22 protein-coding genes are annotated in these 19,288 nt (G+C 74.1%); 8 read left to right on the top strand and 14 right to left on the bottom strand.

The features are described 5' to 3' along the window. Nucleotide 1 precedes the first annotated feature (1 nt). Entirely contained in the window at nt 2-1,150 is a 1,149-nt protein-coding gene (locus tag ACQEVB_RS04130; protein ID WP_432980125.1) for a S8 family peptidase, read from the top strand. Nucleotides 1,151-1,473: 323 nt separating this feature from the next. Here the strand turns inward: ACQEVB_RS04130 and ACQEVB_RS04125 are convergent, their stop codons facing one another. Further along, nucleotides 1,474-1,929, bottom strand: coding sequence for a MarR family winged helix-turn-helix transcriptional regulator (locus tag ACQEVB_RS04125; protein ID WP_432965188.1), 456 nt, complete (start codon nt 1,927-1,929; stop codon nt 1,474-1,476). 89 nt (nt 1,930-2,018) lie between these two features. On the opposite strand from ACQEVB_RS04125, the gene ACQEVB_RS04120 reads away from it, so the two are divergent. Both ACQEVB_RS04120 and ACQEVB_RS04115 read left to right on the top strand, forming a co-directional pair. Then, the gene (locus tag ACQEVB_RS04120; protein WP_432965185.1) at nt 2,019-2,990 is read left to right on the top strand and encodes a quinone oxidoreductase family protein; all 972 of its coding nucleotides are present in this window, start codon (nt 2,019-2,021) and stop codon (nt 2,988-2,990) included. Nucleotides 2,991-3,087: 97 nt separating this feature from the next. Beyond that, nucleotides 3,088-3,243 (top strand): hypothetical protein, encoded by a 156-nt coding sequence (locus ACQEVB_RS04115; RefSeq protein WP_432965182.1) that lies wholly within the window; start codon nt 3,088-3,090, stop codon nt 3,241-3,243. Between the two features lie 4 nt (nt 3,244-3,247). On the opposite strand, the gene ACQEVB_RS04110 is transcribed toward ACQEVB_RS04115, so the two are convergent. Together ACQEVB_RS04110 and ACQEVB_RS04105 are read right to left on the bottom strand one after the other, a co-directional pair. Beyond that, nucleotides 3,248-3,955: a response regulator gene (locus ACQEVB_RS04110; protein ID WP_432965179.1), complete on the bottom strand. Its 708-nt coding sequence runs from the start codon at nt 3,953-3,955 to the stop codon at nt 3,248-3,250. After that, nucleotides 3,952-5,226: a sensor histidine kinase gene (locus tag ACQEVB_RS04105; RefSeq protein WP_432965176.1), complete on the bottom strand. Its 1,275-nt coding sequence runs from the start codon at nt 5,224-5,226 to the stop codon at nt 3,952-3,954. Before ACQEVB_RS04105 ends, ACQEVB_RS04110 begins: the two co-directional genes overlap by 4 nt. Nucleotides 5,227-5,365: 139 nt before the next feature. On the opposite strand from ACQEVB_RS04105, the gene ACQEVB_RS04100 reads away from it, so the two are divergent. Genes ACQEVB_RS04100 through ACQEVB_RS04090 form a run of 3 tightly spaced genes read left to right on the top strand, consistent with a single transcriptional unit; the run spans nt 5,366 to nt 6,497 of the window. Then, a complete protein-coding gene (locus ACQEVB_RS04100) occupies nt 5,366-5,635 on the top strand; it encodes a hypothetical protein (RefSeq protein WP_432965173.1) in 270 nt (89 codons plus the stop codon). Between the two features lie 8 nt (nt 5,636-5,643). After that, entirely contained in the window at nt 5,644-5,925 is a 282-nt protein-coding gene (locus ACQEVB_RS04095; protein ID WP_432965170.1) for a hypothetical protein, read from the top strand. A gap of 44 nt (nt 5,926-5,969) precedes the next feature. Continuing rightward, the gene (locus tag ACQEVB_RS04090) at nt 5,970-6,497 is read left to right on the top strand and encodes an AAA family ATPase (protein WP_432965167.1); all 528 of its coding nucleotides are present in this window, start codon (nt 5,970-5,972) and stop codon (nt 6,495-6,497) included. On the opposite strand, the gene ACQEVB_RS04085 is transcribed toward ACQEVB_RS04090, so the two are convergent. Next, entirely contained in the window at nt 6,475-7,176 is a 702-nt protein-coding gene (locus ACQEVB_RS04085) for a TetR/AcrR family transcriptional regulator C-terminal domain-containing protein (protein ID WP_432965164.1), read from the bottom strand. The two genes, ACQEVB_RS04090 and ACQEVB_RS04085, sit on opposite strands and share 23 nt — an antisense overlap. Nucleotides 7,177-7,231: 55 nt before the next feature. Here ACQEVB_RS04085 and ACQEVB_RS04080 point away from each other — a divergent pair, with 55 nt between their 5' ends. Then, nucleotides 7,232-8,677 (top strand): FAD-dependent monooxygenase, encoded by a 1,446-nt coding sequence (locus ACQEVB_RS04080; protein ID WP_432965161.1) that lies wholly within the window; start codon nt 7,232-7,234, stop codon nt 8,675-8,677. Here the strand turns inward: ACQEVB_RS04080 and ACQEVB_RS04075 are convergent. From ACQEVB_RS04075 to serS, 6 genes are all read right to left on the bottom strand, one after another. Further along, on the bottom strand, nt 8,572-8,811 hold the full coding sequence (locus ACQEVB_RS04075; protein WP_432965158.1) for a ferredoxin: 240 nt from the start codon (nt 8,809-8,811) through the stop codon (nt 8,572-8,574). The two genes, ACQEVB_RS04080 and ACQEVB_RS04075, sit on opposite strands and share 106 nt — an antisense overlap. Continuing rightward, nucleotides 8,781-10,130, bottom strand: a complete 1,350-nt coding sequence (locus ACQEVB_RS04070; RefSeq protein WP_432965155.1) for an NADH-ubiquinone oxidoreductase-F iron-sulfur binding region domain-containing protein — start codon at nt 10,128-10,130, stop codon at nt 8,781-8,783. Before ACQEVB_RS04070 ends, ACQEVB_RS04075 begins: the two co-directional genes overlap by 31 nt. Beyond that, nucleotides 10,127-10,705, bottom strand: a complete 579-nt coding sequence (locus ACQEVB_RS04065; protein WP_432965152.1) for a ferric reductase-like transmembrane domain-containing protein — start codon at nt 10,703-10,705, stop codon at nt 10,127-10,129. The genes ACQEVB_RS04070 and ACQEVB_RS04065 overlap by 4 nt, the downstream gene beginning before the upstream one ends. Nucleotides 10,706-10,713: 8 nt before the next feature. Then, a complete protein-coding gene (locus ACQEVB_RS04060; RefSeq protein WP_432965149.1) occupies nt 10,714-11,649 on the bottom strand; it encodes an FAD:protein FMN transferase in 936 nt (311 codons plus the stop codon). Continuing rightward, the gene (locus tag ACQEVB_RS04055) at nt 11,646-12,014 is read right to left on the bottom strand and encodes a hypothetical protein (RefSeq protein ID WP_432965146.1); all 369 of its coding nucleotides are present in this window, start codon (nt 12,012-12,014) and stop codon (nt 11,646-11,648) included. Before ACQEVB_RS04055 ends, ACQEVB_RS04060 begins: the two co-directional genes overlap by 4 nt. Nucleotides 12,015-12,239: 225 nt before the next feature. Beyond that, nucleotides 12,240-13,508 (bottom strand): serine--tRNA ligase, encoded by a 1,269-nt coding sequence (serS, locus tag ACQEVB_RS04050; RefSeq protein WP_432965143.1) that lies wholly within the window; start codon nt 13,506-13,508, stop codon nt 12,240-12,242. 121 nt (nt 13,509-13,629) lie between these two features. Between serS and ACQEVB_RS04045 the strand changes: the two genes are divergently transcribed. Then, nucleotides 13,630-15,279: an AMP-binding protein gene (locus tag ACQEVB_RS04045; protein WP_432965141.1), complete on the top strand. Its 1,650-nt coding sequence runs from the start codon at nt 13,630-13,632 to the stop codon at nt 15,277-15,279. A gap of 86 nt (nt 15,280-15,365) precedes the next feature. Here the strand turns inward: ACQEVB_RS04045 and ACQEVB_RS04040 are convergent, their stop codons facing one another. The 4 genes from ACQEVB_RS04040 to ACQEVB_RS04025 form a co-directional block, all read right to left on the bottom strand. Continuing rightward, complete coding sequence (locus ACQEVB_RS04040; protein ID WP_432980122.1) at nt 15,366-15,752, bottom strand: cold-shock protein; 387 nt, start codon at nt 15,750-15,752, stop codon at nt 15,366-15,368. 240 nt (nt 15,753-15,992) lie between these two features. Beyond that, a complete protein-coding gene (locus ACQEVB_RS04035) occupies nt 15,993-16,859 on the bottom strand; it encodes a TIGR03621 family F420-dependent LLM class oxidoreductase (protein WP_432965138.1) in 867 nt (288 codons plus the stop codon). Nucleotides 16,860-16,874: 15 nt separating this feature from the next. Next, the gene (locus tag ACQEVB_RS04030; protein ID WP_432965135.1) at nt 16,875-17,351 is read right to left on the bottom strand and encodes a DUF2771 family protein; all 477 of its coding nucleotides are present in this window, start codon (nt 17,349-17,351) and stop codon (nt 16,875-16,877) included. 4 nt (nt 17,352-17,355) lie between these two features. Then, on the bottom strand, nt 17,356-19,035 hold the full coding sequence (locus ACQEVB_RS04025; RefSeq protein WP_432965132.1) for an MFS transporter: 1,680 nt from the start codon (nt 19,033-19,035) through the stop codon (nt 17,356-17,358). Between the last annotated feature and the right edge of the window lie 253 nt (nt 19,036-19,288).

The following is a 19,288-nucleotide window of genomic DNA, read 5'->3' as shown; positions in this document are numbered from 1 at the left end:
GATGCGGCTCGTCGTGCGGTTCGCCCCCGTGGTGATCGCGCTCCAGATCCTGGCGGGCCTCGCCGGGGCCGGCGAGGCGGCCGCCGCACCCCTCACGGGGTACGTCGTGCACGCCGACACCGCCGCTTCGGCCGACGCTGCGGCGACCGCCGTCGGGGCGGTGCCGACGGCGACGTACCGCCGGTCGTTCGCCGGCTTCGCCGCGCAGCTCACCCCGCAGCAGGCCGCGCAGCTGCGGACCCGGCCCGGGGTCGTCGGCGTCGAGGAGGACCGGCGGGTCGCGCTGGTCGACCCGCGCGCGACCGCGCGCACCGAGGCCGTCCAGGACGACCCGCAGAACTGGGGCCTCGACCGCATCGACCAGCGCAACCTCCCGCTCGACGGCCGCTACACCACGCGCGCGACCGGCGCCGGCGTGACCGTCTGGGTGCTCGACACCGGCGTGGACGTCACCCACCCCGAGTTCGAGGGCCGGGCGTCGTTCGCCGCGGACACGATCGACAACCGCACCGACGACTGCGACGGCCACGGCACCGTCGTCGCCGGCATCGCCGCCTCCCGCGACTACGGGGTGGCGAAGCGTGCGACCGTGCGGTCGGTGAAGGTGCTCGACTGCTCCGGCTCGGGCACGCTGTCGTCGCTGCTGTCGGGCGTCGACTACGTCGCCCAGCACGCGCAGGGCCCCTCGGTGGCGGTGATGTCGTGGAGCTACGGGGCGTCCGACGTGCTGCTGTCGGCGGTGTCGTCGCTGGTCACGCAGGGGGTGTTCGTCGCAGCGTCAGCCGGCAACACCGGCGCCGACGACTGCACGGCTGCTCCACGCGCCGTCCGCGGCGTCATGGTGGTGGCCAACTCCACGGTCGACGACGAGCGCAACGAGACCTCCTCCACCGGCGCCTGCGTGGACCTCTACGCACCCGGCACCCGCATCGTCTCGACGGTGCCGGGCGGCGACACCGCGTCCTATACAGGCACCTCGATGGCCGCACCGCACGTCGCCGGCGTGGCGGCGCTGCTGAAGCAGACGTACGGCGACTTGCCCAGCGCGACGGTGTCGACGTGGATCCTCCAGCACGCCGTACCGGGGGTGGTCCAGGGCGGCAGCGTCGGCGGCACACCGAACCTGCTGCTCAACACCGGCGGTCTCTGACGCGCCCACCCCGCAACCGGCCAACTCGCCGTCCCGAGACGGGCAACTCGCCTGGACCGGAACCACGACTCGCGCGCACTGAAACCACGACTCGCGCGCGCCGGAACCGCGACTCGCCGGCGCCGAAACCACGACTCGCGGGGGAGGGCGGGCCTGGGTGGTGACCGTCGGGTGTGGCGCGAGTCGTGGTTCACGTGCCCGCGAGTCGTGGTTCACGTGCCCGCGAGTCGTGGATCTCGTGTCGGCGAGTCGTGGAAACCGCGCGCGCGAGTCGTGGTTCTCGGGACGGCGAGTTGGGGAACTCGCGACGGCCCGTTGCGACCTCAGGTCAGCCGGTGCAGCAGCTCCAGCAGCTGCGCGCGCTCGGCGGGGGTGAACCGGTCGAGCAGTGCGTCCTCCTCCGCGGCGATGGCGGCATCGAAGTGGTCGAGCTTGGCGCGGCCGGCGGGGGTGGGGGTGACGAGGTTGCGCCTGCGGTCGTCCGGGTCGCGTTCGCGGGTGACGAGGCCTTCGGCGACGAGCGCGGTGACGATCGCGACCATGTCGCTGGGGTCGATGCGCAGCCGCCGGCCGATCTCGGCCTGCGCCGCCGGCCCGAACTCGACGAGCGTGGCGAGCACGCCGTAGAAGCCGCGCTGCAGGCCGGCCTCGACGAGGCGCTCGTTCGTCCGCTTCTGCGCGATCAGGGCGGCGCGCCCGAGCAGCCAGAACGCGGTGCCGCGCAGGCGTGCGGGGGCGCGGTCGGCGTCGTGGCCGCACCCCTCGTCGTCTCCGTGCACGGTTCGATCCTACCGATGTCGTTGGTCGCACCCACGGTCGTGCTAGCGTTGGCGTCACCAATATTGGCGCCACCAACGAATGGGGAGTCATGCGCAGGGTGCGCTATCACGAGTACGGCGGTCCCGAGGTGCTCACCGTCGAGGAGGTCGAGCCGCCCGTCCCGGGCGAGGGGCAGGTCCTGATCCGCACCGAGGTGATCGGTGGCAGCTTCGTCGACACCGCGATGCGGGCCGGCACCAGCACGTTCGGCCAGCCGCCGCTGCCCGGCAGCCCACACGGCGACGTCGTCGGCACCGTCGAGGAGGTCGGACCGGACGTCGACCCGTCGTGGACGGGGCGCCGCGTAGCCGCGCTCGTCGCGGCGGACGCGTACGCCGACCTCGTCGTCGCCGACGCCGACTGGCTCGCCCCCGTCCCGGACGGGGTGGATGCGGCGCCGGCCAGCAACCTCGCGATGCCCGGCCCGGTGGCGCTGCTCGCGCTGCGCGCCGGGCAGGTCGCGACGGGCGAGACGGTGCTCGTCCACGCCGCCGCCGGCAACATCGGGCACCTCGCCACTCAGCTCGCGAAGCTGGAGGGGGCCGGCCGGGTGATCGCGACGGTCGGGTCGGCGGCCAAGCGCGACTTCGTGCTGGCGCACGGCGCCGACACCGTCGTCAGCCTTGCCGACGCCGACTGGGCCGAGCAGGTGCGCGCCGCGGCGCCGGACGGGATCGACGTCGCGCTCGACAGCGTCGGCGGCGCCACCACCGCGACCACCCTCGGACTGATCGCACCGCGCGGGCGGCTCGTGGTCTACGGCGCGGCCGGCAACGAGCTGCCGGACCTGCCCGTCCGGGAGCTGCTGGCGCTGCGGTCGGTCACCGGGTTCGGGCTGCTCGGGTTCCGTGCCGCGTTCCCCGACGAAGCCCGCGCGCACCTGGCCGAGATCGCCGAGCACACCGCCGCCGGGCGGCTGCGCACGGCGGTCGCGGTCACCGTCCCGCTCTCGGAGCCGGCGAAGGCGCACGAGGCGCTGGAGGACCGGACCCGATCGGGTCGAGTCCTGATCATCCCGTAACGGCCGACCACCCGGCTCGATGACCGTTGTAGAGGGAACGCGCTGTGTGGACGACCGGGGGGACGACGGAATGATCGAGGATGCGGCACGACGGTCGGTGGCTCTGCTGATCGCCGGCCTGGCGGTGTTCGGCACCCTGGCCACGCTGCAGGCCACCACGGCCGCACCGCAGCAGGGCGCGGTGCTGGCGGCGAACACCGACCCGGGGGACCCGGTCGGCTGGTGCTACATCACGCGGGCCTGCACGCAGTAGCCGGTCAGGGCGGCGGGCGGTCGACGCCGTTCGCCGCCCGCACCCCGGGCACGACGAGCCCGTACTCGTAGGCCGCGATCACGGCGTGCACCCGGTCGCGCAGCTCGAGCTTCATGAGCAGCCGCCCGACGTGCGTCTTGACGGTGACCTCACCGACGACGAGCCGCGCCGCGATCTCGCCGTTGGTGAGGCCCTCCGCGATGAGCACGAGCACTTCCTGCTCGCGCGGGGTGAGCCGGTCGAGCAGCGCCCGTTCGGGTGCCCGCGGCTCGGGCCGGGCGGCGAACTCGGCGAGCAGGCCGCGCGCCACCGCCGGCTGCAGCCACGCCTCGCCGGCGGCGACCGCGCGGACGGCGGCCAGCAGCTCGGCCGGCGCCGCGTCCTTCAGCATGAACCCGGACGCGCCTGCCCGCAGGGCGGCCACGACGGTGTCGTCCACGTGGTACGTGGTCAGCACCAGCACCTTCACCGGCGCGTCGGGATCGGCGCCGAACCCGTCGGCGGTGATCCGGCGGGTGGCCTCGACGCCGTCCATGACCGGCATCCGCACGTCCATCAGCACCAGGTCGGGCTGCAGCTCCGCGGCCCGCGCCACCGCTTCGGCGCCGTCGCCGGCCTCGGCCACGATCTCGATGTCGTCGGCGGAGTCGAGCAGCATCGCGAGCCCGCTGCGGATGAGCGGCTGGTCGTCGGCGACGACGATGCGGATCACGACTCGCGCGGGACGGTCGCCGTGACCCGGAAGCCGCCGTCCGGTTCGGCGGCGGTGGTGAGCGTCCCGCCGACGGACTCCATCCGCTCCCGCAGGCCGATCAGGCCGTAGCCGCTGCCGCTGCCGCTGCCGCGACCCGTCGGCGCGGTGTTGCTGACCTGCACGGTGAGGCCGGCGTCCGACCACTGCAGCTCCACCACGGTGGGGGTGCCGGGGCCGGCGTGCTTGAGGACGTTGGTCAGCGCTTCCTGCACCACCCGGTAGATCGCCAGCTCGGAACTGGCCCGCAGCTCCCGCGGCTGCCCGACGACCGCCATCCGGGCCGGGACGCCGGATGCGCGCACCTCGTCGACGAGCGCCTCGAGATCGCCCAGCGTCGGGTGCGCACGGCGGTCACCAGGCTCCTCGGCGCCGGGTGCGCGCAGGATGTCGAGCATCCGGCGCAGCTCGACCATCGCGCGCCCGCCGGCGTCCTCGATGTCGGTCAACGCCTGCGTCGCGCGCTCGGCCTTGCCTGCTGCGAGGACCGTCCGCGCTCCCGCGGCCTGCAGCGTCATCACCCCGACGGAGTGCGACACGACGTCGTGCAGGTCGCGCGCGATCGCGACCCGCTCGGCCGCCACCGCCCGCGCGGCCTCGGCGCGCCGCTGTTCCTGCGCCAGTGCCAGCTCGGCCCGGTGCGCCCGGGACCAGCGGCCCAGTGCCCAGGCGCCGACGTCGACCATCGACAGGATCGTGAACGACGCGACCGCCGCGCTGACCGCCAGCGCAGGCGCTACACCCGCGGACTCCGCCGCGGCGATGACACCGATCGGGATCAACGTCAGCACCAGTGCGCCGAGCGCGGTGCGCGCGGAGCAGAGCTCGGCGACCGTGAAGACGGCGATCGCGATGCCGACGACCGGCCCGTAGGTGTCGGTGAACGTCGACGCGTAGAGCGTGTGCAGCCACAGGATCGCGAAGACGGTCCGCGGGAAGCGGCGCCGCCACAGCAGCGCCGCGAAACCCACCACCGCGTACCCGATGAGCCAGCCCGGCAACGTCCCCGCGACCAGCGTGGAGAACGCGACGAGGTCGAGCACGCAGCCGCCGACGGCGAGCAGCACGTCCACCAGCAGCCGGCGATCGCGCCGGTCGGGACCGGCCTGCGTGTGCGTGTCCACCGCGAGTCCCCCCGGAGTCGGTGCGGTGGTCCCACCGGTGCCGACCGCCGTCCGCAGCGTAGCCACCGCGTCGATCACGGCCTGCCGCGGCGCGCGGGGTGCGGTCATCGCCCGAGCTTCGCGCAGCCGGGCCGCCGGCGCGTCCGACCGCGGTAGGACCCGCGAAGTCCTCCCGTGGTCCGACGCCGTGCCGGCCCGCGCCGGTCACGATCGATCGGCAACAGGCACCGACCGCACGGAGGACCCGATGAGACGCCTGCTCGCCTACGCAGCCGCCACGGCAGTGCTGGTGGCGCCCTGGCTGGTCCAGGGACTGCAACCCGCACCGACCGGATCGGCGACGGTCGCGATCTGCCGCGACGACGGCAACGTCGCACCGGTGGCGCACGTCCAGCCGCTCGGGGCGGACCGGCCCACCGGTTCCCTCGTCATCGCCTGCGGCGGCAGCGGCGGCGGGGGCGGCGGGGGGACCGGCGGCGGCTGCAGGCCGGGCCGCGGGGCCTGCGGCCGGTCGTAGTGCCGGTCATGGCGCTCGAGCCCGTGGCGACGGTGGCGCGCATCGTGATCGGCGTCGGGATCGCGATCATCGGCCTCGGGTTCTGGCTGCTCCTGCTGGGGGAGGGCGCCGCACCGGGCTGCTCGGCCGGTGCCCTCCCGGAGCGCGGATGCGCGTCGGACCACCGCGATCCGGCGCTGGCGGACCCGGGCATGGTCGCACCCTTGTTCTTCTGCGTGGGCGGGTTCGTGGCGGCCGGGGGGATCGCCACGCTCGTCGCCCGTCGCGTACGGGCCGGTCACCGGTCCTGAACGGCACGGCGGCAGGGTCGCAGCGGGGGTGCGACCATGCCGTCGTGCCGCGCCTCATCGTGATCAACGGTCCACCCGCAGCGGGCAAGTCCACGCTGGCCCGCCGGTGGGTCGAGACGCATCCGGCTGCTCTGGCCATCGACGTCGACGTCGTGCGGGAGCAGCTCGGCGACTGGCGGGCGGATCCGCAGGCCGCCGGGCGTGCGGCCCGGGACATCGCCGCGGCGACCGCGGCATCGCACCTCGCGGAGGGCCACGACGTGGTCGTCCCGCAGCTGCTGGCCCGCCCGGAGTTCCCCGACCGCCTCGCCGCACTCGCCGGGGACGGCTACGTGGAGGTCGTGCTGACGCTGCCCCGCGCGGAGTCGCTGCGGCGCTACGCGCAGCGGTGGCGGGACGGCGTCGATCCCGTCCACGGGCAGGCGCCCGAGCCCGATCTCGAGGAGATCGGCGCCCTCTACGACCGCGTGCTCGCGTTCGCGGCAGGCCGCGCGCACGTCGCCGTCCCGGCGGGCGGTACCCCGGAGGAGACCTGGACGGCGTTGCGGCTCAGCGTGCCGCCACCGAGCTGAGCCCGGCGATCAGCCAGTCGAGGGTCTCCTCGAACCCGAACGGCGGCGGCTGCATCCGCTGCGGGTCCTGTGACCAGCGGATGTAGTGCGGGTAGCTGCCCTGCTCGGCGATCCGCCGGTGGTAGGGCTCGGCGGCCGCGGCGAGCTGGGCCTCGTCGGTGACGCCGATGCGGTGGCGCATCGCCGCCTCCTCCAGCTCGGCGAGCCCGGTGGCGTAGACGTGCCCGAGCACCGTCGAGACGAAGCCCATGCGGGTGGGAGCGTCGAGGTCGAGCGGTTCGAGCGCGGCCAGCGCGTCGTCGAACATCGCGAGCGAGTGCGGACCGAGCGGTGGCCGGCTGAACGTGAGCCGGGCGAACCACGGATGCCGCTGCACGGCCGCGCGCGCGGAGAGTGCGAGCCCGCGCAGCCGCTCCTGCCAGGTGCCTTCGGCGGGGACGGTGATCTCGGCCGTGACCCGGTCGAGCATGAGATCGGTCAGGCCGTCCTTGCTGCCGACGTAGCGGTAGAGCGACATCGGCGTGCTGGAGCCGAGCCGGGCCGCGACGGCGCGCATGGTGATCTCGCCGCGCACGTCGGCGTCGGCGAGCTCGATCGCCGCCGCCACGATCCGCTCGCGGGACAGGCGTCCGGTGGGCGGCCCTGGCTCGTCGAACCACACGACTCCGTGGGACTGCATTGCTCGATCCTAGCCGGCCGTGTACAACGTACATATGCGTGTACAACGTACATCGGTGGTGGTCGTCGGCGGTGGTCTCACCGGGCTCACCGCGGCGCTCGTCCTGCGTCACCACGGGCTCGACGTCGCCGTCGTCGAGAAGCACCGGGGCACCTCGCCGCAGCCCAAGGCGCGGCGCTTCCAGGTCTCGACGATGGAGGTGTTCCGCGAGCTCGGGCTCGCCAACCGCGTCGCCGACGCCGCCCGCGAGCTGTCGCCGCACCACCGCATGTCGAGCGGCCGCACGCTCGCCGAGTCGGCGTGGCTGCCCGCGCCCGCCTGGCTCACCGGCGACGTGCCCGAGATCAGCCCCGAGCAGCCCGTCCTCGTCGCGCAGGACGTGCTGGAGCCGGTGCTGCGCGCCGCCGCCGTCGAGGCCGGGGCCGACGTGCGGTTCGGCACTCGCGCGGGCATCCCGCGGCAGGACACCGACGGCGTCACCGTCCCGCTGCCGGACGGCGACCTGCGGGCCGAGTACGTGATCGCGGCGGACGGGTCGCGCAGCCCGATCCGCGAGGCGCTCGGCATCACGCGCACCGGCGCAGGGGATCTCGGCGACCGCATCGTCAACGTCTACTTCCGCGCCGACCTCACCGAGCTGCTGCGCGGCCGCGAGTTCAACCTGTGCACCATCGAGCACCCCGACGCGCCCGGCACGATCGCGTCCATCGGCGCCGGGCGGTGGCTGCTCATGACCACCGCGCGCGACGCCGACTGGCCCGCCTACCTGCGCACCGCGCTCGGCGTGCCGGCGCCGGAGCTGGAGCTGCTCTCGGTCATGGAGTGGCAGCCGGAGATGCGCGTCGCCGAGCGGTTCGCCGACGGACGGGTGTTCCTGGCCGGCGACGCCGCGCACGTCATGCCGCCATGGGCCGCAGCCGGGGCCAACACCGGCATCGCCGACGTCGCCAACCTCGGCTGGAAGCTCGCCGCGGTGCTGCGCGCGGAGGCTGCGCCCGAGCTGCTCGACAGCTACGACGCCGAACGCCGGCCCGTCGCGACGCTCGTGGCGGAGGAGTCGGTCCGGCGGATGCGCGGCACGGGCGAGGTGCACCCGTTCGTGCTGGCCACGGGCGGGCTGCAGTACCCGCTGCCCGGCGTCACCGAACCGGAACCGGTGACCGAGTTCGCCCCCGCCGGACGCGTCGGCGTGCGGGTGCCGCACGCGTGGCTGCCCGACGGCCGCTCGACGCTGGACCTGGTCGGACCCGGCTGGGCGCTCCTGGTCGCCGGGGACGGCGAGTGGCCGTCGGACGTGCCCGTCCACCGGGTGGACGTGCCGTGGCTGGCGGACGGCGAGGCGGTGCTGGTCCGCCCCGACCGGGTGGTGGCCTGGCGGGGTGCCCGGGCGAGCTGCTACCCCCGCGAGATCTTCAACGCGAGCGTTGGGCAGGCCGTCGCCGCGGCCCGCGCCTGTGCCCGCAGCGCCGGCGGCACCGGCCCGTCGATCATGATCGGGTAGCCCCACTCGTCGAGCTCGACGATCTCCGGCAGCAGCTCGGCGCACAGCCCGTGCGCGGTGCAGGCGATCGGGTCGATCGCGACCGACGGTCCGGTGTAGCGGCTCACGCGACTCCCTCCGGCAGCGTCGTCCACGACGGTTGCTGCGCCCACGCGCAGGGCCGGCCCTTGGCGTGCTCGGCCGCGTCCTCGGCGAACGTGCTCAGGGCACTGGCCGCGAACCGGACGGCGGCGTCCGGGTGCGAGCACGCGCCGCGGCCGGGGATGACGCCGAGCCGCCGGCAGAGCCGGGGCAGCAGGTCGCGGTCGCGCCGGCCCGCGGCGAGGTCGGCGAGGTCGGCGGCCACCGCGGGCAGCCCGAACATGCACGGCCCGCACTGCCCGGCGGACTGGTCGGCGAGGTAGCGCAGGACGCGCGCGGTCTCGGCGATGCCGCACGCCTGCGCCGGCAGCGCGACGAGCGACGCGACGCCCAGCGGGATGCCCAGCTCTGCGCACGTCTCATGGGTCAGCGGCAGCTCGGCGGCGAGCGCCATCGGCAACCAGGTGCCGCCCAGCCCGCCGACGGCGACGGCCTGCAGCGACTCGCTCTCCCCGCCGGCGAGCTCCAGCGCATCGCTGATCGGGATGCCGAACTCGACCTCGTAGACCCCGGGCCAGGTGACCGCCCCGCCCACGGTGAGCAGCGTGCTGCCCGGCGACGACTCGGTGCCCGCCTCGCGGTACCACTCGTCGCCGTACCGGGCGATGAGCGCGAGGTGGGCGAGCGTCTCCACGTTGTCGACGAGCGTCGGACGACCCTTGACGCCGCGTTCGGCGGCGCGCGGGCCGGTGGTGGGCAGCGCCGCGCCGGTGGTGAGGAAGTTGACCAGCGCGGAGCTCTCGCTCGCGGTGTAGCGGTGCGGCACCTCCACCACCGTGACGGGGACGGGGTCGCGCCGCTCGGCGAGCGCAGCCCGCACCGGTTCGAGCGCTGGGCTGTCGCGGTGCACGCACAGCACGGTGTCGTCGGCGTCGAGGGCGTAGGCGGCCAGCGCGATCCCGTCGAGGACGAGGTGCGGGGAGAGCTGCAGCAGCGTGTGGTCCTTGGAGCTGGTGGGGTCGCCCTCGCAACCGTTGGCGACGACGACGGCACGGCCCTTCGTCGCGGCGACGGCGGCGAGCTTGTCGGCCGTCGGGAACCCGGCGCCGCCGCGGCCGCGCAGCCCGGCGCGGCGCACCGAGTCGATGAGCAGGTGCCGGCCCACCCCGCCGCCCGTACCGACGAGCGGCAGCCGCCCGTAGCGCTGCTCGTGCTCGCGGAGCGTGTCGGCGCGGCCGTCGTCGATCCACGCGGCGAGCAGCCGGACGACCTCGGCATGCGGGATGGGGTGGTCGTGCAGCGGGGTGATCGTCGAGAGCGGGCCGGAGACGAGCGCGTCGGCGGCCACCATCGAGCCGGTGACCTGCGTCATCGCACACCTGCCCGGGCTCGGGTCCGCCGCGGCTGCGGCACCGGCACCGGTCGGCGGCGCTGCGCGAGGCGCTGCCAGCCCGTCACGGCGACGGCGGCCACGCACAGCACGTTGATCACCTGCACCCAGAGCAGGTTGGAGTCCTTGCCACCTGCGCCGAGTCCGTGGACGACGGCGACCGGCCACATCGCGTACGCGGCGCGGTGCACCCACTGCCAGACGTTCAGCGGCAGCCGTGTGCGCAGCGCGCTCGTGACGATCACGGCGACCATCAGGTCCAGCGCGATCGCGCCCAGCCCCAGGTAGAACGGCTTCCACGACGACACGAACGGCACGAACGCGTCGATCACGCGGATGCCGGCGTACGAGTCGGCGATGGCGGTGCCGATGTGCACGGCGAGGAACGCCACGGCGAGCAGCGCGAGGTTGCGGTGCACGGCGTGCACGGTGAACCGCGGCCAGCGCGCCCAGGCGGCCCGGCCGGCGTGCGCGCCGCCGAGCACCACCGTGCCGGTGAGCAGGATCAGCGACACCAGGCCGGTGCCGCGGCTGGCGAACCAGAGCGCCTGGTCCATCTGGGCTTCTACCTTCCTTCCGGGAACCCGGCGACGGTGGTGACGGCACCGTCGGCGGCGACGAGTCGGGCCGGCAGCTCGCGCTCGGCGAGCCAGCCGGGGGCGTCCGGGCCCAGGACGATCGCTGCGGTCGACGCGGTGTTGGCGTCGACGCAGTCGGCGGCGGCGACGGTGACCGTCCGCCAGTGCGGGGGAGCGACGTCGCCCGTGCGCGGGTCGACGATGTGGTGCAGGTCGCGGCCGGCGCGCCGCCATGCCCGGCGGGTCGTGCCCGAGCTGGCGAGCCCGCCCGCGGCGATCGTGACGACGGCGTCGGGGCTGGTGAGCGCCCGCTCGTGGTCGTCGCCGACGGCGAGGGGCCAGCCGCCGTGGGGCGCGGGGCCGGCGACGGCGGCGTCCCCGCCGAGGCTGACGAGCACGCCGGAGCCCGTCGCGAACGCGACGCTCGCGGCGATGCGGTCGGCGGCCAGCGCCTTCGCCGTCGCGCCGAGGTCGAGCTCGACACCGCGGGGGAGCAGGACGGTGCGGGTCACCGGTTCCAGGCTCACCCGCCACCAGCCGGGCGCGGGCACGGCGGGGGCGGCCGGAGTGGGCTCGTCGAGGTCGAGCTCGGCGAAGGTGCGGTCGTAGCCGAGCCCGCGGACGGCCGCGCCGACCGTCGGGTCGACGAGCCCGCCCGTGCGCTCGGCGGCCTGCAGCGCCACGGCCAGCGCCTCCGCCAGCAGCGGCCCGACCGGCACCGCCCGGCCGGCCTGCTCGTGCAGCCGGGAGATCTCCGAGTCGGGGCGGAAGCGGCTGCACGCAGCGTCGATCGCGGCGAGCTCGCTGCGCAGCACGACCTCGGCCGTGGGGAGCGCGGCCGGGTCGGTGACGGCGAGCAGGGCGGTCGTGCCGAGCGCGGGGACGACGACGCGGTCGGCCGGCCGGGCGACGGGCGTGGTCACGACCCGCCCGTCGAGCCGGCCGGGGTCTCGTCGTGGGGAGCGGCGGCCGGCGGGGCGGGCGGCGGGGCCGGCGCAGTGGTGGTGGGCTTGGCCGCCGGCTTCGGGGCTGCCTTGGGCGTCGCGGTCGGCGCGGCGGGCTTGACCTGCACCGCGGCCGCCGGCGCGGTCCACTGCTCGGTCGCCGGCGGCTTCGCCGCGGGCGCGGCGGTGTCGGCGGCGGCGCCTTGGGCGAAGACCGTGCCGAACGCGACGGCGAGCGCCGCGCCTCCGGCTGCGGTCGCCGCGGTGGCGCCGATGATCCGGCGGCGGCCGGCGGCGCGCTGTCCGACGCGGTCGACGGCTGCCCGGTGGTGCGGGGAAGTCATGCCGCACAAGGAATCACGTCAAACGATCACGGTTGTCGAACCTGAGAGACCAGGCTCGCGAACGGTGCCCGGACACCGGTCACCGTCGCGACGAGCGGTCCCGAATGCCTCCGGTCGTCCGTGCCGATACGGCTGTTCGGCTCAGTCGGGCTCTCAGGTGCCGCTCGCCGAACCGCCCGTCCGCCCGCCGAGCCGACGGGCGGACGAGCGGCAGAGCACCGTCGCTCAGGAGGGCTTCAGCTCGCTGAAGCCCGTCCAGTGCACGAGCGCGTCCGGGATCCGCACGGAACCGTCGGCCTGCTGGTTCTGCTCCAGGATCGCGACGAGCGTGCGCCCGAGGGGCAGTCCCGAGCTGTTGAGCGTGGCGGCGAACCCGCGCGACCCGTCCTTGGCCTTGGTGCGGATGCCGGCGCGGCGGGCCTGGAACGTGCCGAAGTCGGACGCCGAGGCGATCTCGCGGTAGGCCTGCTGGCCGGGGAGCCACACCTCGATGTCGTAGGTGATCTGCGACGAGAACCCGATGTCGCCGGCGGCGAGCTTGACGACGCGGTGGTGCAGCCCCAGCCCGCGCAGCACCGCCTCGGCGTGCCCGAGCAGCACCTCCAGCTCCTCGCGCGAACGCGCCGGGTCGACGAACCGCACCAGTTCCACCTTCGTGAACTCGTGCTGGCGGATCAGCCCGCGGGTGTCGCGGCCGTACGAGCCCGCCTCCGAGCGGAAGCACTGCGTGAGCGCCGTGTAGGCCAGCGGCAGCTCCTCCAGCGCCAGCGTCTCCTTGGCGTGCAGGTTGGTGACGGGCACCTCGGCCGTCGGGATCAGGTACAGGTCACGGTCGCCCACGCCGGTCTTGAACAGGTCTTCCTCGAACTTCGGCAGCTGGCCGGTGCCCGTCATCGTGGTCGCGTTGACCAGCGTCGGCACCACGACCTCGGTGTAGCCGTGCTCCTCCGCGCAGGCCAGGAAGTACTGGCCGAGCGCGCGGTGCAGCTTGGCGCCCTGGCCGCGCAGAACCGAGAACCGCGGACCCGACAGCTTCACCGCGCGGGGCAGGTCGAGCACGTCGAGCCGCTCGCCGAGGTCGACGTGGTCGAGCGGGGTGAAGTCGTAGGTGGGCTGCTCGCCCCACACCCGCACCAGCTCGGCGTCGGCGTCGGTGGCGCCGTCGGGCAGCTCGTCGAGGGGGAGGTTGGGGATGCCCAGCAGCAGGTCGTTCAGCTGCTTCTCGGCGGCCTGCTGCGCCTCGTCCTCGGCGGCCGCGGTGGCCTTCAGCTCGCGGGCCCGCTCGACCAGCGCCGGCCGCTCCTCGGTGCTCGCCCCCTTGACGGCGGCCGCGACCTGCTTGCCCTCCGCCCGGGCCGCATCACCCCGCTGGATCGCGGAGTTCCGCGCGGCCAGCAGCGACTCCACGGAGGCGACGTCGAGGACGAAGCCACGCCGCGCGAGCTTGCGCACGGCATCGGTTGCGGGATCGAGCAGGACGCGTGGATCGTGCATGTGCAGAGCGTATCGGCTGGTGGGAGACGTTTTTCGGGCCGCCCACCCAAAGGGAGGTGGTGGGCGATCACGGCCGGTGGGAGGTTGGGGTCCTTGTCATCGCCGACGAGAGGTGAGAGGCGTGTCCGCACCAGCAGTCCCGTCCTACGCGTCCGGTGTGTCCGACGTGCCCCTGCTGGGCGACACGATCGGCGACAACTTCGACCGCACGGTCGCCGCCCACCCCGACCGCGAGGCGCTCGTCGAGGTGCCGACTGGCAGGCGCTGGACGTACACGCAGCTACGAGCCGCCGTCGACCAGCTGGCGCACGGCCTGCTCGCCGACGGCGTCGCCAAGGGCGACCGGGTCGGGATCTGGGCGCCGAACGTGGCCGAGTGGACGCTCACCCAGTACGCGACGGCGAAGATCGGCGCGATCCTCGTCAACATCAACCCGGCGTACCGCACGCACGAGCTGGAGTACGTGCTCAACCAGGCCGGCATCTCGCTGCTGGTGTCGGCGACCAGCTTCAAGACGTCCGACTACGCGGCCATGGTCGCCGACGTCCGGCCGCGGTGCGCGAACCTGCGCAGGGTCGTCTTCATCGGCAGCCCGGAGTGGGACGAGCTGGCCGGGGCCGACGGCGATGCTGCCGAGCTGGCGCGCGTGCAGGCCGAGCTCTCGCCCGACGACCCGATCAACATCCAGTACACGTCCGGCACCACGGGCTTCCCCAAGGGCGCGACGCTCTCCCACCACAACATCCTCAACAACGGCTACTTCGTGGGCCGCGGCTGCGGCTACACGCCGGAGGACCGGGTGTGCATCCCGGTGCCCTTCTACCACTGCTTCGGCATGGTGATGGGCAACCTCGCGTGCACCTCGGTGGGCGCCACCATGGTCATCCCCGGGCAGGGTTTCGACCCGAAGGCCACCCTCACGGCCGTCGCGCAGGAGCGCTGCACGTCGCTCTACGGGGTGCCGACGATGTTCATCGCCGAGCTGAACGACCCCGACTTCGAGTCCTACGACCTGTCCAGCCTGCGCACCGGGATCATGGCCGGCTCGCCGTGCCCCGTCGAGGTGATGAAGCAGGTCGTCGCGCGGATGGGCATGGAGGAGGTCACGATCTGCTACGGCATGACGGAGACCTCGCCCGTCTCCACCCAGACCGGCGCCGACGACCCCCTGGAGCTGCGCGTGTCGACGGTCGGGCGGGTCATGCCGCACGTCGAAGTCAAGATCGTCGACCCGGAGACCGGGCTGACCGTGCCCCGCGGCGAACCCGGCGAGCTGTGCACCCGCGGCTACTCGGTGATGCTCGGCTACTGGGAGGAGCCGGAGAAGACCGCGGAGTCGATCGACCGGGCCCGCTGGATGCACACCGGCGACCTCGGCACGATGGACGCCGACGGCTACGTCAACATCACCGGCCGCATCAAGGACATGGTCATCCGCGGCGGGGAGAACGTGTATCCGCGCGAGATCGAGGAGTTCCTCTACACCCACCCCGATGTGCTCGACGCGCAGGTCATCGGCGTCCCGGATGCCAAGTACGGCGAGGAGCTGTGCGCCTGGATCAAGCTGCGCGAGGGCGCCGCTCCGCTGGATGCGGCCGCGGTGAAGGAGTTCGCCACCGGCAAGCTCGCCCACTACAAGATCCCGCGGTACGTGGTGATCGTCGACGAGTTCCCCATGACGGTCACCGGCAAGGTCCGCAAGGTGGAGATGCGGGAGAAGAGCGTGGAGCTGCTGGACCTGGGCGAGGCGGCGGCGGTCAGGAACGCGTGACAGGGCGACGTCACACAGCGCGCGGCCACCGCACACAGGTCACAACCTGTGTGCGGTGGCCGTACGGTGTGTGAGGTCGCAGCTCGTCAGCCGTCGAGGTCGCGGGCGACCGCGCGCAGCACCTCGGCCGCGAGCTTGCCGGTCTTGCGGTCCGGGTAGCGGCCCCGCCGCAGGTCCGGCTGGATCTTGGTCTCCAGCAGCCGGATGAGCTCCTCGGTGAGGCTGTGCAGGTCCTCCGCCGGACGTCGGGTGGCCTCGTGGACGGACGGGGGCGCGTCGACCAGCTTCACCTGCAGCGCCTGCGGCCCGCGGCGGCCCTCGGCCATGCCGAACTCGACCCGCTGACCAGGCTTCAGCGACTCCACCCCGTTGGGCAGCGCGGTCTTGCGGACGTACACGTCCGCGCCGCCGTCCTGAGCGAGGAAGCCGAAACCCTTCTCGGCGTCGTACCACTTGACCCTGCCGGTCGGCACCGTGCTCACCCGTTCCTCGATCGTCGTCCATCGCCGCGGACGCCACAGCGGGTCACACGACGAACGCGCCCCGGCGACACACCGGGACGCGCCCGGCCACCCTACTGCGCCGGACCCCATCTGTGCAGACGAAATCTTGGTTTCGGCCCGGCCGGGCGGGACCTCACACAGCGCGCGGCCACCTCACACACGTCAGAACATGTGTGACGTGGCCACCCGCTGTGTGACGTCCGCCGCCATTCAGCGCAGCAGCTTCGCGACCTCCGCGAACTGCTCCATGAACGGGCTCAGCACCGTGAAGTAGCTGATCCCGTACCGGTCGCGGGCCGCCGTCAGCTCCTCGGCGAGCTGCTCCGGCGGACCGAACAGGAACGTGGGCACCTCGGCGAGCGTCGCGGGGTCGATCGACGTCCCGTACTGCTCGGCGAGGGCGGCCGGGCCCTGATCGGGCGACGCCGACGTGTCGACCACCTGGACGAGCAGGTTGAGCTCCAACTGCTCGAAGCGCTCCCCGGCGGCGGCGCGCACGAACGCCACCCGCTCGTCGAGCGCGGCGGCCGGCTGGACCTGCAGGTTGCCCTCGGCGTCGGACGACAGCCCGGTGAACCCGACGATGTCGGCCGTGGTGGCGGCCAGCCGCAGCATCCGGTTGCCCTGTCCGCCCAGCAGCAGCGGAACGGGCCGCTGGGCCGGGGCCGGCCGGTGCTCGGGGTCGGCCAGCAGCTCCTGCACCCGTCGGGTCACGGTGGCGAGGTGGTCGAGCCGGGTGCCGCCGCTGCCGAACGGGATCCCGGCCGCGTCGAACTCGGTCTTCACGTAGCCCGCGCCCAGGCCGAGCTCGAACCGGCCGCCGGTGAGCGCGTCGGTGGCGGCGACGTCGCGGGCCAGCACGGTCGCGTTGTAGAACGCGGCGTTGAGCACGAACGTGCCGAGCCGGACACGCTCGGTCGCGGCCGCCGCAGCCACGAGCGCGGGGAACGGTGCGGGGAAGCCGAGGTGGTCGGGCACGAGGAGCACGTCGTAGCCGAGCTCCTCGACGCGCCGGCTGGTGGCGGTCCAGTCGACGGTGGGGTCGAGGAGGTTGACGCCGAAGCGGAACGGTCGCATGCCTCCACCCTGCCGTCAGAGCGTGGTGGTCAGCACCCAGGTTGCGCGGGCGGGGAAGTCGACGCCGCCGTTGTCCTCGTTGGCCTGCGGAGGCGCCCCGAGCTGCTGCACCTGCGCGGTGAGGAGCCGGTCGGTCGGCTGGGGCAGGGTCAGCTCGTAGGTGCTGGTCGGGTGGGCCGGGGTGAACAGCGGGGTGCGCCCGTCGGTGCGGGTGCCGTCGGTCGCGACCGTGGTGAACACGATCAGCCACGGCGTCGACGAGATCTCCGCCGGCACGCTGACCTGCACCGGCGTGCCGGGCGGTACGCGCAGCTCCACCGGGGCCTCGGCGTCGTTGCGGCAGTCGGCGAACGCGGCGTCGCAGTACTGGGTCGGTCGGGCGGTGGCCGACTGCCCGTTGGCGGTGAACGTGACCTGCGGCGGCCCGTCCGGCGCGGAGCTGCACGCCGTCACCGACAGCGCGAGGACGATCAGGAGCAGGGCGCGACGCACCCCGTCAGCTTCCCACCCGGGCGGTCGGGCCGGTGTCGGGCGCCCGGTGCCGCAGGAACGGCAGCAGCGCGTGGCCCCGCGCGACCAGCCCGGTCTGCACGCCGGTGAGCCCGACGACGGCGGCGACGATCGCGAACCCGAGCGGGTAGCCGTCGTGCGGCAGGAGCACGCCGAGCGCGCCACCGAACACCCACGCGAGCTGCAGCACCGTCTCCGACCGGCCGAACGCCGACGCCCGAGACTCCTCGGGGAGGTCGCGCTGGATCACCGCGTCGAGGCAGACCTTCGCCAGCGCGCTCGTGCTGGCGGCGACCAGCGCGACGACCGCGGCGAGCGCGATGCCGGGCAGGAACACCGCGGTCACCGTGGCGGCCACGCCGGCCGCGATGCAGCACACGATCACCGTGTCGGAGTGGCCGAACCGCATGCGGGAGCCGGCGAAGTTGCCGGCGAACGCCCCGAGCCCGGCTGCGCTGCCGACCAGCCCGATGAGCGACAGCTGGGTGCCGGCGTCGATCCCGGGCTGGGCCTTCACCACGAACGCGACGAAGAGCGTGAGGAACCCGGTCAGCACGCGGATCGCGCCGTTGCCCCACAGCGCCACCACCACGGCGTGGCTCATCGGGGTCTTGCCGCGGTGCAGCGCGACCGTGGCGGGCACCTCGCCGGCCGTCGACTCGACCCAGCGCGGGATGCGCAGGCAGAACCACACGCCGACCACGCACAGCGCGGCGGTGAAGTACAGCGCCCCGGCCGATCCCCACAGCCAGCTCACGCCGCCGGCGAGGGCGCCGAACACGGCCGCCGACACCAGCCCGAACGCCGTCAGCCGCGAGTTCGTGGTGACCAGCGTGATCGCCCTCGGCAGCACCCGGGGCGTGACCGCGGCCTTCAGCACCGTGCACGACTTCGACAGCACCATCGCGCCCAGTGCCGCCGGGTAGAGCGCCCACGTGTCGAAGTTCAGCGCCATGACGACGGCGAGCACGCCTCGCCCGGCGAACGACACCGCCATCGCGGCCCGCCGGCCGCGCTGCAGGCGGTCGAGCAGCGGCCCGATCACCGGCGCCACGATCGCGAACGGCGCGACCGTGATCGCCAGGTAGAGCGCGACGTTGGTCTTGCTCTCCGCCGTCGCGGCGGCGAAGAACAGCGTGTTGGCCAGCGCGACCGCCACCGCGGCGTCGACGGCGTAGTCGAACATGTTCGTGTAGGTCAGCGCGGTGAGCCCGGAGCGGTCGGCCCCGTCCGCAGTGGTGGCGCGGTGGAAGGCGCGGATGCCGTTCTGCGTGATCTGGCGGCTGCGCATCGCCGCCACGCGCGTGACGGTCAGCTTCCGCGGCATCTTCGGGCCAGGACGCTCCTCCGTCGGCTCCTCGGGCGGCGGCTCCGGCGGGGGAGGCGGCTGGCGGGGGATGCCGGGTGGCGGCGTCCACGGTTGCTGCGGTGGCGGGAGGCGGCGGTGCGCGGCCGGGTCGTAGTCGGGGTCGTCGTGCCACGGGTAGCGCCGCCGGGGCGCGTACTCGGTGGGATCCGACCAGTCGCGCTCCGGCACGGGCAGGCGCCGGGTCGGCGGCTTCGGCTCCTGGGCCGGCGGGGGCGCCGCGGTGCCGGGCAGCCAGGACCGGCGCCTGCGGCGCGGTCCGGGTGGCTGCTGGCTGGGCACCTCCCCATTCTGGCCCATCGGCGGGCCTCTTCGCCGGGCTCGACGCACCCACGTCCGGACCCCGATCCGGTGCACCTCAGCGGCCTGCACGGGGGTTCGGTGATCAAGGGCAAAAGGTCGTCGGTCAATCGATCCAGAACGACATTCTGCCCTTGATCACCGAGCCGGCGCCGGGCCGCGGCCGGCCGGGCGGGAGTTGCGTTGATCATGGGCAAACCGTTGTTGGTCGATCTCCGGCAGCGACGTTTTGCCCATGATCAACCCCACCCCG

The sequence above is a fragment of the Pseudonocardia sp. CA-107938 genome, assembly GCF_050936315.1.
GTDB lineage: Bacteria > Actinomycetota > Actinomycetes > Mycobacteriales > Pseudonocardiaceae > Pseudonocardia.
The sequence above is the reverse complement of the archived record's forward strand: the minus strand, read 5'-3'. Positions and strand labels throughout refer to the sequence as shown.

Excerpts from the sequence above, each read along its gene's own strand:
- ACQEVB_RS04085 (WP_432965164.1), bottom strand. The coding sequence starts at position 7,176 with ATGCAGTCCCACGGAGTCGTGTGGTTCGACGAGCCAGGGCCGCCCACC.
- ACQEVB_RS04065 (WP_432965152.1), bottom strand. The coding sequence starts at position 10,705 with ATGGACCAGGCGCTCTGGTTCGCCAGCCGCGGCACCGGCCTGGTGTCG.
- ACQEVB_RS04025 (WP_432965132.1), bottom strand. The coding sequence starts at position 19,035 with ATGGGCCAGAATGGGGAGGTGCCCAGCCAGCAGCCACCCGGACCGCGC.
- ACQEVB_RS04070 (WP_432965155.1), bottom strand. The coding sequence starts at position 10,130 with ATGACGCAGGTCACCGGCTCGATGGTGGCCGCCGACGCGCTCGTCTCC.
- ACQEVB_RS04055 (WP_432965146.1), bottom strand. The coding sequence starts at position 12,014 with ATGACTTCCCCGCACCACCGGGCAGCCGTCGACCGCGTCGGACAGCGC.
- ACQEVB_RS04130 (WP_432980125.1), top strand. The coding sequence starts at position 2 with ATGCGGCTCGTCGTGCGGTTCGCCCCCGTGGTGATCGCGCTCCAGATC.
- ACQEVB_RS04035 (WP_432965138.1), bottom strand. The coding sequence starts at position 16,859 with ATGCGACCGTTCCGCTTCGGCGTCAACCTCCTCGACCCCACCGTCGAC.
- ACQEVB_RS04095 (WP_432965170.1), top strand. The coding sequence starts at position 5,644 with ATGGCGCTCGAGCCCGTGGCGACGGTGGCGCGCATCGTGATCGGCGTC.
- ACQEVB_RS04100 (WP_432965173.1), top strand. The coding sequence starts at position 5,366 with ATGAGACGCCTGCTCGCCTACGCAGCCGCCACGGCAGTGCTGGTGGCG.
- ACQEVB_RS04105 (WP_432965176.1), bottom strand. The coding sequence starts at position 5,226 with ATGACCGCACCCCGCGCGCCGCGGCAGGCCGTGATCGACGCGGTGGCT.
- serS (WP_432965143.1), bottom strand. The coding sequence starts at position 13,508 with ATGCACGATCCACGCGTCCTGCTCGATCCCGCAACCGATGCCGTGCGC.
- ACQEVB_RS04120 (WP_432965185.1), top strand. The coding sequence starts at position 2,019 with ATGCGCAGGGTGCGCTATCACGAGTACGGCGGTCCCGAGGTGCTCACC.